The sequence below is a fragment of the Brevundimonas sp. AVps31 genome, from assembly GCF_058681355.1.
Map to the genome: position 1 here is coordinate 2,693,106 of NZ_CM178736.1, position 15,484 is coordinate 2,708,589.

The following is a 15,484-nucleotide window of genomic DNA, read 5'->3' on the forward strand; positions in this document are numbered from 1 at the left end:
TCATGGCCGAAGACGACGGCAAGATCGATTACGCCGAGGTGATGCGGCGGCTGCCGCACCGTTATCCGTTCCTGCTGGTCGACAAGGCCGAGGACTTCGTTCCGGCGACCTCGATCACGGGCATCAAGAACGTGACGCATAACGAGCCGTTCTTCCCCGGCCACTTCCCGATCGATCCGGTCATGCCGGGCGTGCTGATCGTCGAGGCGATGGCCCAGACCGGCGCCCTGCTGATGTCCAAGACCATGGACGTGGCGGTGGCCGACAAGGTCATCATGTTCATGTCCATCGACGGCGTGCGCTTCCGCAAGCCGGCGCGGCCGGGCGACCAGCTACGCATGGCGGTCAAGGTGACCCGCGCGCGGGGCGACGCCTACAAGTTCCGGGGCGAGACCTTCATCGACGGCAAATTGGCAGCGGAGGCCGAGTTCATGGCCATGGTCGTCACCGTCGATCAGCCGGCGACCTGATGGCCATTCACGCCACAGCCCAGGTCGATGCGAGCGCCCGTCTGGCTGACGGCGTCGAGGTCGGTCCCTGGAGCATCATCGGCCCCAATGTCATCTTGGCCGAAGGTGTGCGGGTGGCCGGCCATGTGGTGATCCAGCAGGACACGACCATCGGCGCGGGGACGACGATCCACCCGTTCTGCGTCATGGGCGGCGATCCGCAGCACGGCGGCTACAAGGGCGAGCCGGTGGCGCTGGAGATCGGCGCGGGCAACACGATCCGCGAGCACGCGACCTTCAACCGGGGCACGCCGGGCGACCGCAAACTGACCACCGTGGGCGACAACGGCCTGTTCATGACCGGCGCCCACATCGGCCATGACTGTGTCGTCGGCAGCAACGTCACCTTCGCCAACAACGCCACCCTCGGCGGGCATGCCCGGATCGGCGACCGGGTCTTCCTGGGCGGTCTGGCGGCCGTGCACCAGTTCGGCCGGGTGGGGCAGGGCGCCATCGTCGGCGGCCTGTCCGCCGTGACCCGCGACGTCATCCCCTATGGCTCGGCCTGGGGCAACCATGTGCGCCTGCACGGGCTGAACCTGATCGGGCTGAAGCGGAAGGGCTATGGCAAGGACGCGGTGCGTCGTCTGTTGGCCGCCTATCGGGAGATGTTCGAGGGCGAAGGCCTGTTCGCGGCGCGTCTGGACTCCGCCGCCGTCACCTATGCCGACCTGCCCGAGATTCAGGAGATCATCGCCTTCATCCGCGAGGACACCCGGCGCCCGGTCGCCTTGCCGGACAGAGGATGACCGGCAAGCTGGCCCTGATCGCCGGCGGCGGGGCGCTGCCCGTCTCCGTGGCCGCGCGCTGTGAGGCGGAGGGGCGGCCGGTCTTCGTGATCCGGCTGGCCGGCTTCGCCGACCCCCATCTGGCCCACCATCCCGGGATCGATGCGGGCATGGCCGAGATCGGCAAGATTCTGTCGGCGATGAAGAAGGCGGACTGCAAGGCCGTCTGTCTGGCGGGCACGGTCAGCCGTCCCGATTTCAAGACGCTGAAGCCCGACTTCAAGGGGGCGATGGTCCTGCCGGGCATCATCTCCGCCGCGACCAAGGGCGACGACGCCCTGCTACGCAAGATCCTGTCGCTGTTCGAGGCCGAGGGGTATGCGGTCGAGGGCGCCGACGACATTCTGGGTGGCGAGACCCTGCCGGCGGGCGCGCTGGGCCAGGTCCAGCCGACCGCCGATCAACTGATCGACCTGCGCAAGGCTCTGTATGTGGCCGAAAAGTCGGGCGAGCTGGACATCGGGCAGGGCGCGGTGGTCTGCGACGGCCTCGTGCTGGCGGTGGAGGCGCAGGAGGGCACCGACGCCATGCTGATGCGGGTCGCGGGCCTGCCCGCCGATCTGCGGGGCGGTCCGACCGCGCGGAAGGGCGCGCTGGGCAAGGCGCCCAAGCCGATTCAGGACCTGCGGGTCGATATGCCGGTCATGGGCGCGCGCACCATCGAGATGGCGGCCGCCGCCGGTCTGGCGGGCGTTGGCGGCATCGCGGGCAAGCTGATCGTCATCGATCGCGCCGCGCTGATCGAGGCCGCCGACCGGCTGGGCCTGTACGTCTGGGGCGAAGACACGTGAGCCGTCCGTTGAAGATCATGCTGGTCGCCGCCGAGGCGTCGGGCGATGCGCTCGGGGCCGGTCTGGCCCAGGCGCTGCGGACACGGCTGGGTGCGGACGTCACCTTCGTCGGTGTGGGCGGACCCAGGATGGCGGCCGAGGGCATCGCCAGTCCGTTCGACATCGCCGAACTGTCCATTCTGGGCTGGATCGAGGGCCTGAAGGCCTACGGCATCGTCAGAAAGAGGGTGGCGGACACCGTCGCCTATGCCGCAGCTGAACGGCCGGACGCGGTCGTGCTGATCGACAGCTGGGGCTTCACCATCCGCGTCGCCAAGGCGCTGAAGGAAGCCTTGCCGGGCGTGCCGCTGATCAAATACGTCGGACCTCAGGTCTGGGCCTCCCGCCCCGGCCGGGCGAAGACGCTGGCGGCGTCGGTCGATCACCTGCTGGCGCTGTACGCCTTTGACGCCCCGTGGTTCGAGCGTGAAGGGCTGGAGACCACGGTCGTCGGCTCACAGGCCCTGCATGTCGACATGGCCACCGCCGATCCCGCCGCCTTCCGCGCGCGTCGCGCCATCGCGCCGGACGCCGACCTGCTGCTGGTCCTGCCGGGCAGCCGCCCGTCCGAAATCCGGCTGATGACGCCCGTCTATGAGGGCGCGATCCGGCAGTTGAAGCAGCAGGCCCCCGCGCTGGAAGTGGCCGTGGTCACCGCGGGCACGGTGGCCGATGACGTGACCGGCCGGATCGCGGCCTGGCCTTTCCGGGCGCATCTGGTCGCCGAGGGCGAAAAATACGATGCCATGAAGGCCGCGACCGTGGCGCTGGCGACCAGCGGCACCGTCTCGACCGAGCTGGCGCTGGCGGGCGCGCCCATCGTCGTCGGCTATCGCTTCCAGCCTCTCAGCTATGCGATCATGAAGCCGTTCTTCACCGGCAAATACGCGACCCTGTTCAACCACGCGGCCGACGAAGAGATCGCGCGCGAGCTGATCCAGAACGACGCCACGCCGGACAGGATCGCCACCGAGGTCAGCCGCCTGTTGGCCGACCCGGAGGCGCGTCGGCTTCAGGCGGAGCGCCAGACCGCGGCGCTGGACCTGATGGGCCGCAACGCGCCTGATCCGTCCAGCCTCGCCGCCGACGCGGTGCTGCGGGTGATCGCGGCCAAGGCGGGCGGCTGAGGCCATGACGTCGAGGGTCCTGATCCGCATTCCCCGGGGTCGCAGGACGGAGCGCGACTGAGGTGGCGCGAGCCCTGAGTCCTCGTCGGGCGGCGGAGGTGCGGGCGGCCTTGCAGATCGCCGTGGGGGCGGTGGTCGCCTTCTATCTGGCCACAGCGCTCAAGCTGCCGCACCCCTACTGGAGCGTGATCTCCGCCATCGTCGTGATCCAGACCAGCGTCGGCGGCAGCGTGCTGACCGTGGCGAGGGATCGGGCCTTGGGCACGGTCGCCGGGGCCTTGGTGGGCGGTGTCGTCGCCTTCGTCAGGCCGGAAGGCGTGAACTGGATGATGGCCACGCTGGCGGGCGCGGTCGCCGGACTGGCCTTCTTCGCCACGGGACGGCCCTGGCTGAAGATCGCCCCGGTGACGGCGGCGATCGTCATCGCCGGCGGTGCGGGACCGGAAGGACCGGCGCAGCTGGCGCTGGATCGGGTGATGGAAATCCTCGTCGGCAGCGGCGTCGGCGTGATCGCCATCCTGCTGCTGTTCCCTCGCCATGCGCGCCAGACCTTCAGCCTGCAGGCGCGGGAGGCGGCCGGGAAGGCGGCGGAACTGCTGGCGCTGGTGATGCTGGGCGAGGCTGCGGACGGAGCCGAGCTGTCGCGGCGGCATGCGGACATGAAGAAGCGGCTGGACACGCTGGGGCAGGCGGCGGCGGCCGTCATCGACCTGCCCGGCGCGCAGAAGGAGACGGCGGACCGGGCGGCCCTGGTGCGAACCTTCTGGCGCGTGCGCAGCGACATCGTGATTCTGGGACGCGGCTTTCAGGCCGAGGGCGCGCTGGATCGGCTGGGGCCGTGGGGCGAGGCGACGCTCGGCGCTGTCCGCCGACTGGAGGCCCTCTCCCAGGGACAGGCTGCCGGCTTCCTGGGAGATCCCGACCCGGCCCTGAAACTGGGGGGCGGAGACGGCGATCTGGCCCGGGGCGCGGCGGCCATCGGCCTGACCCACATGCATCGCGATCTGGACGATCTGATCGCCCGTTTCCGTGACCTGCATCTGGTCAAGTGAAGCCCCGGCGGACCCGGACCGGATCGAGCCGCGAGCCGCTTATGGCGCCGCTTCCGGGCGTGCGCCTGGTCCAGTTATCCCTGGACATGGGGGTCCGTCGCGGTAGGCTGGACCCGTGCATGAGAACGCGATCCGAACTGTTGTCATTGTCGGGGGAGGAACCGCCGGCTGGATGACGGCGGCGGCCCTGTCCAAACGGCTGGGCCGCACCGTCGACATCACGCTCGTGGAATCCGCCGAGATCGGAACCGTGGGCGTCGGCGAGGCCACCATTCCGCCCATCCTCGACTTCAACAAGATGTTGGAGATCGACGAGAACGAATTCGTCAAGGCGACCCAGGCCACCTTCAAGATGGGCATCGAGTTCCGCGACTGGGGCGCCCTGGGCGACAACTATTTGCACCCCTTCGGTCGCTTCGGGCTCGATTTCGAAGGCGTGCCCTTCCATCAGCAATGGCTGAAGCAGAAGGCGGCGGGGCAGCCCGGCGACATCGAGGCCTATTCCCTGTCGGGGACCGCCGCGCGGGCCGGGAAGTTTTTCCGCCCGGTCGAGGACCCGCGGAACCTGCTGTCCATGCTGGCCTATGCCTTCCACTTCGACGCCTCGCTGTATGCGACCTTCCTCAGGGCCTATGCCGAAGAGCGTGGCGTGGTGAGGCAGGAGGGGCGTGTGGTCCACGTCGCCCAACGCGGGCTGGACGGCCATATCGAGAGCGTCAAACTGGAATCCGGAGCGGTCATCGCCGGTGATCTGTTCATCGACTGCAGCGGCTTCCGCGGCCTGTTGATCGAGCAGACCCTCGAGGCGGGGTTCGAGGACTGGGCGCACTGGCTGCCGTGTGACCGCGCCGTCGCGGCGCCGAGCGCCAGCATCGGTCCACCGTCGCCCCTGACCCGATCGACCGCCCGCGAAGCGGGCTGGCAATGGCGGATCCCGCTGCAGCATCGCGTGGGGAACGGCTACGTTCACTGCAGCCGGTTCATCAGCGAGGACGAGGCCGCGGCGACGCTTGTCGCCAATCTTGACGGCGAACTGCTGGCGGAGCCGCGCACCCTGCGCTTCCGCACCGGGCGTCGGCAGCGGACCTGGGTCAAGAACTGCGTGGCGATCGGACTGGCGGCGGGGTTCCTTGAGCCGCTTGAGTCGACCAGCATTCACATGATCCAGACGGCGATCACGCGACTTCTGGCGCTGTTCCCCGATCGGTCTTTCGATCCCACGCTGGTCGATGAGTACAACCGGCTGAGCCGACGCGAAGCCGAGCGCATCCGCGACTTCGTGATCCTGCACTACCACCAGACCACCCGTGATGACGCCCCCCTGTGGCGTCAGGTCCGGACCATGGCGGTCCCCGAAACCCTGCAGCGGAAACTGGACCTGTTCCGAAGCCGGGGCCGTTATTTCCGCGAGGACGATGACCTGTTCGTCGAGGCGAATTGGCTGGCGGTGATGTTAGGGCAGGGGGTGATCCCGCGGACGATCGACCCCGTGGCCGATGCGCTGGACGTGGAACGGACGGCCGCGCGGATGGCCAAATTCCGGGACGCGGTGGCCCATGCCGCAGCCGAAATGCCGACCCAGCAGACCTTCATCGACCGGCATTGCAAGGCGCCGTCCATCTAGGGTCGGCTGCGGTGATTGGCGTCGAACCCTGTTGGCGCGGACGCCGCCGGGGATCATAGTCTACCTCCAGCACGGGAGCACGAGCATGGACAGCCGGACGTCGCCGAAGAAGAGCGAGACCATCGAAGTGCGCGTGCCCTACGGCGCCAAGACGGCCTTCGCCGCGCGCTGTCGTGAGAATGGCCTCACCGTCAGCGAGGCGGTGCGCGGTTTCATGGAGCGCGAGATCGGGACCGGCGCGCGGAGCGGCCGGCGCATGCGCGGCTGGCATGCCGTGGCGGCGCTGGCGGCCGGTCTGGCGCTGGGCGCGGTGGCCGCACCCTCGCTGGCGCAAACGCAGGGCTCGCACGGTTCGCGGGCGGCCTTCGAACGCCTCGACCTCAACCGCGACGGCGTCGTGAGCTATGACGAGTTCCGCCGCTGACGGTCGTCCCTAGCGGACAGGCTTGAAGAACCGACCGGCCTGCAGGTTCAGCCAGGTCCAGGGCTTGAACAGTCCCGCGCCGGGCTTCCACGAGGCCACCACGACCTCGGCCTTGCCGACGATATTCCCGGCGGGCAGCAGGCCGACGCCGACATCGGCGGGCCAGCGGCTGTCCAGCGAGTTGTCGCGGTTGTCGCCCATCATGAAATACTGGTCCTCGGGGACGACATAGACGCCGGTGTCGTCGCCCGGCAGGCCCGAGCCGCCGTCGTAGGTGACATAGGGGCGACCGTCCGGCCTGGTCTCGCGCACCTGAAGCACCTGACGACCCGGATCGTCGTGGTCCTGAACGAGGTTCAGCGGCGTGCGAACGATGGCCTTGCCGTTGATGAAGACGGTCCCGCCCATGACCTGAACCCGGTCGCCGGGCAGGCCGATGACGCGCTTGACCCAGGTTTGATCCGGCGCGCTGGGGCGGCGGAACACCACCACGTCGCCGCGCTCGGCCTGATGGCCGAACAGGCGGCCGCCGGGCAGGGGCGGGTTGAAGGGCAGGGACGCCCGGCTCCAGCCGTAGGCGAATTTCGACACCACCACATAGTCGCCGATCACCAGTCCCGGCTCCATCGAGGACGAGGGGATGGTGAAGGGCTGGAACAGGGCGGTCTGGATCGCGGTCGCGGCCAGCAGACCGAGCGCGACGACCCTGACGGTATCGACCAGTTCGCGGACGGCGCCGGGGGCGGGCTTTTCAGTGTTGGCGGGTGTGTCTGTCGTCATCGGGTCAGCAAAAGGCCTTGAGCGGGCGGCTTCAATCAATCCGGCGTCCGGACAGCTGGAAATCGTGTCCGGACATGAAAAACGCCGGAGCTTTCGCCCCGGCGTTTCGATGGTTCAGTCTTGAGCGCCTGCCTTAGCCGCGCTTGTCGATGGCGACGTAGTCGCGCTCGGTCGGGCCGGTGTACAGCTGACGCGGGCGGCCAATTTTCTGGCCGGGGTCGGCCATCATTTCCTGCCACTGGGCGATCCAGCCCACGGTGCGGGCCAGGGCGAACAGCACGGTGAACATGCTGGTCGGGAAGCCCATCGCCGACAGGGTGATGCCCGAGTAGAAGTCGACGTTCGGGAACAGCTTGCGGGACGTGAAATACTCGTCCTGCAGGGCGACCTTCTCCAGTTCCTTGGCGACCAGGAACAGTGGATCGTTCTCGCGACCCGTGGCGGCCAGCACTTCATAGGCCGACTGCTGCATGACCTTCGCGCGCGGGTCGTAGTTCTTGTAGACCCGGTGGCCGAAGCCCATCAGCTTGAACTTGCGGTCCTTCACGCCCTGGATGAAGGCCGGGATGTTCTCGGGCGTCCCGATCTCCTTGAGCATGTTCAGCGCCTCTTCGTTGGCGCCGCCGTGCGACGGGCCCCACAGGCAGGCGATGCCGGCGGCGATACAGGCGAACGGATTGGCGCCCGACGAACCGGCCAGACGGACGGTCGAGGTCGAGGCGTTCTGCTCGTGGTCGGCGTGCAGGGTGAAGATGCGGTCCATGGCGCGAACCAAGGCCGGGTCGACGTGATAGTCCTCGGCCGGCACGGCGAAGCACATGCGCAGGAAGTTCTCGGCGTAGGACAGATCGTTGCGCGGCGACACGAAGGGCTGGCCGACATGGTATTTGTAGGCGCGGGCCGCGATGGTCGGCATCTTGGCGATCAGGCGGATGGCCGAGATGTTGCGCTGCACCGGATCATGGATGTCCAGGCTGTCGTGATAGAAGGCCGACAGGGCGCCGACAGTGCCGACCATGATCGCCATCGGATGGGCGTCGCGACGGAAGCCTTCGAAGAAGCGATCGAACTGGCTGTGCAGCATCGTGTGCATCGTGATGCTGTTCTTGAACGCTTCGTACTCCGACGCGGTCGGCAGTTCACCGTGCAGCAGCAGGTGGCAGACCTCGACGAAGTTCGATTGCGAGGCCAGCTGGTCGATGGGATAGCCGCGGTGAAGCAGCACGCCGGCATCGCCGTCGATGAAGGTCAGGGCCGACTCGCAGGCGGCGGTCGAGGTGAAGCCCGGGTCAAAGGTGAAGGCGTCAGTGCCCGCATAGAGCTTGCGGATGTCGATGACATCCGGGCCGGTGGAACCCGACAACACCGGAAGATCGATCGTCTTGCCGGCGTAGTTGAGGGTCGCCGTTCCGGCGGGTTTGGCTTGTTCGGTCATTTCAGCCCCTTTGGCAGCGGCGACCTCGCGCGGGGAGGCGACGGGCCGCGTTTCTGTTGTGTGGATCAGATAGTCTGTTGCAGCGCATCATCCAAGCGCCCGAGGCTTTCTTCGCGCCCCAGAGCCGCCAACGTTTTCGCGATATCGGGTGACGCCGCCCCGCCGGTCAGGGCCGCGCGGGTTGCGGGACCGATTTTTCCGAAGCCGACGGCCTCTTCCTCGGCGAAGATTTTCAGCTCCGCGTCCAGCGCGAAGACGTCCCAGCTCTGGAACAGCTTCAGCCGATCGCGCAGGCGACCGATCCGATCGCCCGACTCGCCGGACAGCAGGCCACGCCCCTTTTCGTCGATGGCGAGGGGGCGGGGCTTCAGCACGAAGGCGGTCTGGTCAGCCAGCTCCAGCGTCGTCTTGGCGCGGTCCTTCACAAAGGGCATGGCGCGCAGCAGGCGATCCTCGTCGTCCGGACCCAGGGTGTGGGCGCGCGACAGATGGACGTCCAGCGTCAGCTTGGCCAGCCGGTCATCCTGCGCCAGCCGGATCCAGTGGCTGTTCACATGGGCCAGTTTGTCGAAGTCCAGCCGCGACGGGGCCTTGCCGATGCCGTCGAGGTCAAACCAGTCGCGCGCCTGTTCGTCCGAGAACAGCTCGTCGTCACCATGGGCCCAGCCGAGGCGGGCCAGATAGTTGCGCATGGCCTCGGGCAGATAGCCCATCTCGGCATACTCGTGCACCGCCTGCGCCCCGTGCCGCTTGGACAGCTTGGCGCCGTCGGGGCCGTGGATCAGGGGGATGTGGGCGAAGGTCGGCCGCGTCCAGCCCAGAGCGTCATAGATCAGGCTCTGGCGGGCGGCGTTGTTCAGATGGTCGTCGCCGCGGATCACGTGGGTCACGCCCATGTCGTGGTCGTCCACCACCACGGCGAGGTTATAGGTCGGGGCGCCGTCCGAGCGCAGGATGACCAGATCGTCCAGCGACGCCGTCTCCCAGCGCACCGTGCCCTGCACCGCGTCGTCGACGACGACAGGCGCGTCGGCCGGGCGGCGGAAACGGACGGTGTGGGGCTTCAGCAGGTCATCGACGCCCGGCTCGCGGTCGCGCCAGGGCGATTCAAAGGTGCGGCCCTCGGCCTTGGCCTGATCGCGCAGGGCGCCGGTTTCCTCGGCCGTCAGGAAGTCGCGATAGGCGTGGCCGGTCTCCAGCAGAGTGTTGGCGACCTCGCGATGGCGTTCGGCGCGCGAGAACTGGAACACCGGCTCTTCGTCCGCGAACAGCTCCAGCCAGGCCAGGCCGTCGAAGATCGCCTTCACCGCGGCGTCGGTGGAGCGCTCGCGGTCGGTGTCCTCGACGCGAACGAGGAACTTCCCGTTGTGTCGCCTGGCGTACAAATAGTTGAAAAGCGCCGTGCGAGCGCCCCCTATATGCAGGAAGCCGGTGGGCGAGGGGGCGAAGCGTGTGACGACGGGGGAGGTCGGCGAGGAGGAAATGGTCATTGCAGGTCGGTCCGATCGGGCCGCCCTTATACCCCCGCTCGCCGCAAAGCCTAGCGTCCGGGTCAGGATCAAGGCCTTCACGGCGGCTCAGGTCGAGCGGCAGACGCTGCGGTGGCGACTCTGGACCCCGGTGGCGTTCGGGGCGGGGTGTGCGACCTATTTCGCGTTCAGGACCGAGCCGGCCGCATGGCCGCTGTTGCTGTTCGCGGGGCTGGCGTCGCTGGCATGGCTGGGCGGGCGGCGGTTGCATCTGGCACGGGCGTGGAGCCTGATTCTGCTGATGCTGGCCTGTTTCGCCCTCGGGCTGACGGCGGCGAAGCTGCGGACCGACGCGGTGACCGCCCCTATCGCCCCGGCGCTGGACCAACCCACGGTGATCGAGGGCTGGGTGGTCGATGTCGACAGTCCGGGCGCGGCGGGGCCCCGCGTCATTGTCGCACCGGTCCGAGTCCGGGGTTTGGCGCCGGCGCAGACGCCGGTGCGTATCCGCGCCACGGTGCGCGACGAGACCCCGCCGGAGCCGGGGCAGGCGATCCGGCTGTTCGGCATCCTGAACCCGCCGCCCGCGCCCGCCAGTCCCGGCGCCTATGACTTCGGCCGCACCGCCTTCTTCCAGCGGATCGGCGGCGTGGCGTTCGGGCTGGGTGAGACCCGGCCCGCGGTCCTGCCCGAGGCGCCTTGGCGCCTGCGGATGGTCATGGAGGTCAACGCCGCCCGTTTCGATCTCGCCAAACGGATCGTCGCGCGACAGGGCGAGCGGGCGGGCGGGGTGGCGGCGGCCATGACCACGGGACACGAGGCCTGGCTGGATCCGGCCGAGGTGGATGTCATGCGCGATTCCGGGCTGGCGCACATCCTGTCGATCTCGGGCCTGCATATGGCGGTGGTCGGCGGCTTCGCCTTCTTTCTGGTGCGGCTGCTGATCGCGCTCTGGCCCTGGCTGGCGCTACGTGTGGCGGGCAAGAAGGTGGCGGCGGTGGCGGGGCTGCTGGCGGTCGGGACCTATCTGGTCGTGTCCGGCGCGCCGCCCCCGGCGGAGCGGGCGGCGGTGACGGCCTCGATCGCCTTCCTCGCCATCCTGCTGGACCGGCAGGCGATCACCATGCACACCCTGGCGGTAGCGGCCTTCGTGGTGTTGCTGCTGCAGCCGGAAGCCATCGTCACGCCGGGCTTCCAGATGTCGTTCGCGGCGACGGCGGCCCTGGTGGCCCTGGTCGAGGCCTGGCCGCAGCGACCGCGCGAGATTTCCGCGCCCTGGCCCATTCTGGCGGTGCAGCGCGTCGGGGCCTGGGTCGGGGCGGCGGTGCTGGCCAGTCTCGTCGCGGGCGCGGCGACCGGGCCGTTCGCCATGCAGCATTTCAATCGCTCGGCCATGTACGGACTGGCGGCCAATCTGGCGACGGCCCCGTTGTCGGACTTCCTCATCATGCCGGCCCTGGCGCTCGGGGCCTTGCTGGAGCCGGTGGGACTGGGCGCGCCCTTCCTGTGGCTGGCGGCGCGGGGGATCGAGGTCATGCTGGCCATCGGCGAACGGGTAGCGGGCCTGCCGGGCGCGGTCCGGACCATCGCCAGCGCGCCGGACATCGTCCTGCCCATCGCCTTCATCGGGGTGCTGTTCTGCTGCCTGTGGCGCGGGCCGTTGCGGTGGCTGGGCCTGCCGCTGGCCTGTGCGGTTCTGGTCTGGCCACGGGCGCCGACGCCGGACCTCTGGATCGGGGACGGCGGGCTGCAGGCGGCGTTCGTCGCGCGGAATCAGGCGGTGGTGATGCGGCCGGGCGTGCGGCAGTTCGCCGTCGATGTCTGGACCCGGCGGCGGGGGCTTGAGGCGGTGGATCGCCCGGTCGAGGGCTGGACCTGTGGCCGCTTCTCCTGCGCGCCGGAGACGTCAGGGCCGGTGGCGCTGTGGTGGGGGCGACGCGCGCCGACGACGGAGCAACTGGAGGCGCTGTGCGGGGCGGCGCAGGTCGTCAGTGTACGGACGGTCGTGGGCGAACTGCCGCCGTCCTGCGACGGAAGGCTGGTTCTGGACGGGCTGGACCATGCCCGTGGCGGAGCGGTGGAGCTGAAACGCGAAGGGCCCGCCGCGGTGAACCGCTGGCGAGCCCTGTGGGTGTCCGACCTGCGCGGCGACCGACCGTGGTCGCGCTATGGCGATCCCGAGGGTCAGTGATAGCGGCGGATCAGGCCGACCAGCTTGCCCTGCACCGCGACCTGATCCGAACCGTAGATCTTGGTCTCATAGTTGCGGTTGGCCGGCTCCAGCGCGATGGAGGCGCCCTTCTTGCGCAGGCGTTTCAGGGTCGCCTGCTCGCCCTCGACCAGGGCCACGACGATCTCGCCCGACACGGCGTTCTCGGTCGATTTGATGATGACCATGTCGCCGTTCAGGATGCCCGCCTCGATCATCGAGTCGCCCTCGATCTCGAGCAGATAGTGTTCGCCGGAGCCCAGCATGGCTTCGGGCACCGGATAGCGGGCGGTCTCGTGCTCAATGGCGTCGATCGGCGTGCCGGCGGCGATCTTGCCCATCAGGGACAGTTCGCGGGTGTCGTTGGCCGGTTCGGCCGCCTTGGGACGCCCGCCGCCCTCGATCACGCCGGGCTTGAAGCCCGCATGGCCGCGCGGCGCGCCGGCCGTGGCCTGTTCCGGCAATTTGGTCACTTCCAGCGCCCGGGCGCGGTGGGCGAGACGGCGGATGAAGCCGCGTTCCTCCAGCGCCGTGATGAGCCGGTGGATGCCCGACTTGGACGCCAGATCCAGCGCCTCCTTCATCTCGTCGAAGGACGGAGACACGCCGGTCTCCTGAATCCGCTCGTGGATGAACATGAGCAGTTCGTGCTGTTTGCGCGTGAGCATGGCGTCCTCGAGGCGAATCCCGTTGCAGGAACGCTAGCGGAACAAACCGCAAACGTCCAGAAACTGTTCCTGAGGTGTTCCGGTTAAGGTGGGGTTACCGAAGCAGCGCCCGCGTCGCCGCCTCCACGTCGTCCTGACGCATCAGGCTTTCGCCGACGAGGATGGCCTGGGCGTGGGCGTCGGAGACCTGCTGCACGTCGTCCGGGGTGAAGATGCCGCTTTCGGCCACCAGCAGGGCGCGGACCGGGCTGAGCATGGCGAGGCGTTCGGTGGTTTCCAGATCGACCTCGAAGGTGCGCAGGGAGCGGTTGTTGATGCCGACCAGATCGCCGCCCAGCTTGCAGGCGCGGGCCATCTCGGCCTCGTCATGGGTCTCGATCAGGGCGTCCATGCCGAAGCGCTCGGCCTCGGCCAGCAGTTCGGCGGCGAGTTTGTCGTCGATCATGGCCAGGATGATCAGGATGCAGTCGGCGCCCAGGGCCCGGCTTTCAGCCACCTGCCAGGGATCGACCAGGAAGTCCTTGCGCAGGCAGGGCAGGGCGACCGCGTCGCGGGCGGCGGCCAGATAGCCATCGTCACCCTGGAAGCTGGGGCCGTCGGTCAGGACGGACAGGCAATTCGCCCCGCCGCGTTCGTAGGCCTGCGCCAGCGCGGGCGGGTCGAAGTCGGCGCGGATCAGACCCTTGGACGGGCTGGCCTTCTTGATCTCGGCGATCAGGGCCGGGCGGCCGGTCTCGATGACGTGGTTGTCCAGCGCGGCGCGGAAGCCGCGCGGGGCCGAGGCGAGGGCCGCGCGGGCCTCGACGGCGTCCTGCGACAGGGCGGCTTTCCGGGCGGCGACGTCCTCGCGCTTGTAGGCAGCGATCCGTTCGAGCACGTCGGTCATGCCGGCTCCTCTTCCTCGATGGGCGTATTGGTGGCGACGACCAGTTCAGCCAGCGCCTTCGCGGCCCGTCCGTCGTCGATGACGGCGGCGGCCCGGGCGGCGCCCTCGGACAGATCGGCGGCCTTGTCGGCCACCACCAGGGCGGCGGCGGCGTTCAGCAGCACCACATCGCGATAGGCGCCCCTCGACCCGTCCAGCAGGGCGCGCAGGGCGGCGGCGTTTTCCTCGGCGTCGCCGCCGCGGATCGCGCTGATGTCGTGGCGGGCCAGACCGGCGTCCTCGGGGGTGACGGTGAAGCGGCGCACCGCGCCGTCCTTCCACTCCGCCACCTCGGTCTCGCCGGTGACGGTCAGTTCATCGAGGCCCTGACCGTGGACGGTCCACGCCCGGATGGCGCCCAGACGACCCAGCACCTCGGCCAGAGGCTCCAGCAGGCGGGGGTCGTAGACGCCCATGACCTGTCGTTTGGCCTGCGCCGGATTGGACAGGGGGCCCAGCAGGTTGAAGACGGTGCGGAAGCCGATCTCGGCCCGAACCGGCCCGACATGGCGCATGGCGCCGTGGTAGGTCGGGGCGAACAGGAAGGCGATCCCGGCGGTGTCCAGGGCGCGCAGCTGCTGCGCCTCGCTGGCCTGCAGATTGACGCCCAGCGCCGAAAGCACGTCCGACGAGCCGGATTTGGAGCTGAGCGCCCGGTTGCCGTGCTTGGCGACCTTCAGCCCCGCGCCGGCCAGCACCAGGGCGGCGGCGGTGGAGATGTTGTAGGTGTGCTGGCCGTCGCCGCCGGTGCCGCAGGTGTCGATGACATCGTACGGGTGATCCAGCGTCAGGGCCGCCTCGCGCATGGCGGTGGCGAAGGCGGCGATCTCGCCCACGGTCTCGCCGCGAATGCGCAGGGCGGTGACGGCCGCGGCGACCTGTGCCGGGGTCGGCTCGCCGCGCAGGCAGGCGGCGAAGAAGGCGTGGGCCTCCGTGTCCGACAGCACCTGACCGTCGACCAGCTTGGCCAGCAAGGGTTTGACGTCGGCCACCTCAGACCATCGCCCGGCGCTTCACGCCTGCGAGATCGAGGAAGTTGCCGATCAGGTCGTGGCCGTGTTCGGTGGCGATGGACTCGGGGTGGAACTGAACCCCGTGGATCGGGCGCGTCTTGTGGGCCAACCCCATGATCTCGCCGTCGGCGGTCCAGGCGGTGACCTCGAGCACGTCCGGCAGGGTCTCCCGCTTCACGGCCAGCGAATGGTAACGGGTCGCGGTGAAAGGCGAGGGCAGGCCGCGGAACACGCTCTTGCCCTCATGCAGCATCGGCGAGGTCTTGCCGTGCATCAGGGCCTTGGCGCGGATCACGTCGCCGCCGAAGGCCTGCCCCATGGCCTGATGGCCCAGGCAGACGCCGAAGATCGGCATGTCCAGCGGCGCGGTGTCCAGCAGGGCCAGGCAGATGCCCGCCTCATTGGGCGTGCAGGGACCGGGCGACAGCAGCACCGCCTCGGGCTTCAGGGCCCAGGCCTCGGCCGCCGTCAGGTCGTCGTTGCGCACGACCTTCGTCTCCGCGCCCAGCTCCGCGAGGTAGTGGACGAGGTTGTAGGTAAAGCTGTCGTAGTTATCGACGACGAGGATCATGTCTTGGCTTCTAGGGATTGTGAGCGGTCAGGCCAAGCACCGAGGGTGCGGTAAGGCGGC

General features: G+C 69.0%; 15 protein-coding genes. 8 read left to right on the plus strand and 7 right to left on the minus strand.

Features of this window, described 5'->3' with window-relative positions:
* The first annotated feature begins 2 nt into the window (after positions 1–2).
* The 7 genes from fabZ (at position 3) to ACW174_RS13160 (ending at position 6,354) form a co-directional block, all read left to right on the plus strand.
* A complete protein-coding gene (gene fabZ / locus ACW174_RS13130) occupies positions 3–470 on the plus strand; it encodes a 3-hydroxyacyl-ACP dehydratase FabZ (RefSeq protein ID WP_492014889.1) in 468 nt (155 codons plus the stop codon).
* Positions 470–1,258, plus strand: coding sequence for an acyl-ACP--UDP-N-acetylglucosamine O-acyltransferase (gene lpxA, locus ACW174_RS13135; RefSeq protein ID WP_492014890.1), 789 nt, complete (start codon positions 470–472; stop codon positions 1,256–1,258). The genes fabZ and lpxA overlap by 1 nt, the downstream gene beginning before the upstream one ends.
* A complete protein-coding gene (lpxI, locus tag ACW174_RS13140; RefSeq protein ID WP_492014891.1) occupies positions 1,255–2,088 on the plus strand; it encodes a UDP-2,3-diacylglucosamine diphosphatase in 834 nt (277 codons plus the stop codon). Before lpxA ends, lpxI begins: the two co-directional genes overlap by 4 nt.
* Positions 2,085–3,254 carry a lipid-A-disaccharide synthase gene (gene lpxB, locus ACW174_RS13145; RefSeq protein ID WP_492014892.1) on the plus strand — a complete coding sequence of 390 codons (1,170 nt, stop codon included), beginning with the start codon at positions 2,085–2,087 and terminating at the stop codon, positions 3,252–3,254. The genes lpxI and lpxB overlap by 4 nt, the downstream gene beginning before the upstream one ends.
* Before the next feature lie 62 nt (positions 3,255–3,316).
* Complete coding sequence (locus ACW174_RS13150; protein WP_492014893.1) at positions 3,317–4,306, plus strand: FUSC family protein; 990 nt, start codon at positions 3,317–3,319, stop codon at positions 4,304–4,306.
* A gap of 172 nt (positions 4,307–4,478) precedes the next feature.
* Complete coding sequence (locus ACW174_RS13155; RefSeq protein WP_492014894.1) at positions 4,479–5,930, plus strand: tryptophan halogenase family protein; 1,452 nt, start codon at positions 4,479–4,481, stop codon at positions 5,928–5,930.
* A gap of 85 nt (positions 5,931–6,015) precedes the next feature.
* Positions 6,016–6,354: a hypothetical protein gene (locus tag ACW174_RS13160; protein ID WP_492014895.1), complete on the plus strand. Its 339-nt coding sequence runs from the start codon at positions 6,016–6,018 to the stop codon at positions 6,352–6,354.
* A 9-nt stretch (positions 6,355–6,363) separates the two neighbouring features.
* Here the strand turns inward: ACW174_RS13160 and lepB are convergent, their stop codons facing one another.
* From lepB to gltX, 3 genes are all read right to left on the minus strand, one after another.
* On the minus strand, positions 6,364–7,134 hold the full coding sequence (gene lepB / locus ACW174_RS13165; RefSeq protein ID WP_492014896.1) for a signal peptidase I: 771 nt from the start codon (positions 7,132–7,134) through the stop codon (positions 6,364–6,366).
* Positions 7,135–7,267: 133 nt separating this feature from the next.
* Positions 7,268–8,569, minus strand: coding sequence for a citrate synthase (gene gltA / locus ACW174_RS13170; protein WP_492014897.1), 1,302 nt, complete (start codon positions 8,567–8,569; stop codon positions 7,268–7,270).
* 65 nt (positions 8,570–8,634) lie between these two features.
* Entirely contained in the window at positions 8,635–10,059 is a 1,425-nt protein-coding gene (gene gltX, locus ACW174_RS13175) for a glutamate--tRNA ligase (RefSeq protein ID WP_492014898.1), read from the minus strand.
* Between the two features lie 196 nt (positions 10,060–10,255).
* Here gltX and ACW174_RS13180 point away from each other — a divergent pair, with 196 nt between their 5' ends.
* On the plus strand, positions 10,256–12,229 hold the full coding sequence (locus ACW174_RS13180) for a ComEC/Rec2 family competence protein (protein ID WP_492014899.1): 1,974 nt from the start codon (positions 10,256–10,258) through the stop codon (positions 12,227–12,229).
* Here ACW174_RS13180 and lexA read toward each other — a convergent pair.
* From lexA to ACW174_RS13200, 4 genes are all read right to left on the minus strand, one after another.
* A complete protein-coding gene (gene lexA / locus ACW174_RS13185; protein ID WP_492014900.1) occupies positions 12,223–12,915 on the minus strand; it encodes a transcriptional repressor LexA in 693 nt (230 codons plus the stop codon). The genes ACW174_RS13180 and lexA overlap by 7 nt on opposite strands.
* Before the next feature lie 94 nt (positions 12,916–13,009).
* Complete coding sequence (trpC, locus tag ACW174_RS13190; protein WP_492014901.1) at positions 13,010–13,801, minus strand: indole-3-glycerol phosphate synthase TrpC; 792 nt, start codon at positions 13,799–13,801, stop codon at positions 13,010–13,012.
* Positions 13,798–14,832 carry an anthranilate phosphoribosyltransferase gene (gene trpD / locus ACW174_RS13195; RefSeq protein WP_492014902.1) on the minus strand — a complete coding sequence of 345 codons (1,035 nt, stop codon included), beginning with the start codon at positions 14,830–14,832 and terminating at the stop codon, positions 13,798–13,800. Before trpD ends, trpC begins: the two co-directional genes overlap by 4 nt.
* Position 14,833: 1 nt before the next feature.
* The gene (locus ACW174_RS13200) at positions 14,834–15,424 is read right to left on the minus strand and encodes an anthranilate synthase component II (protein ID WP_492014903.1); all 591 of its coding nucleotides are present in this window, start codon (positions 15,422–15,424) and stop codon (positions 14,834–14,836) included.
* Positions 15,425–15,484 lie beyond the last annotated feature (60 nt).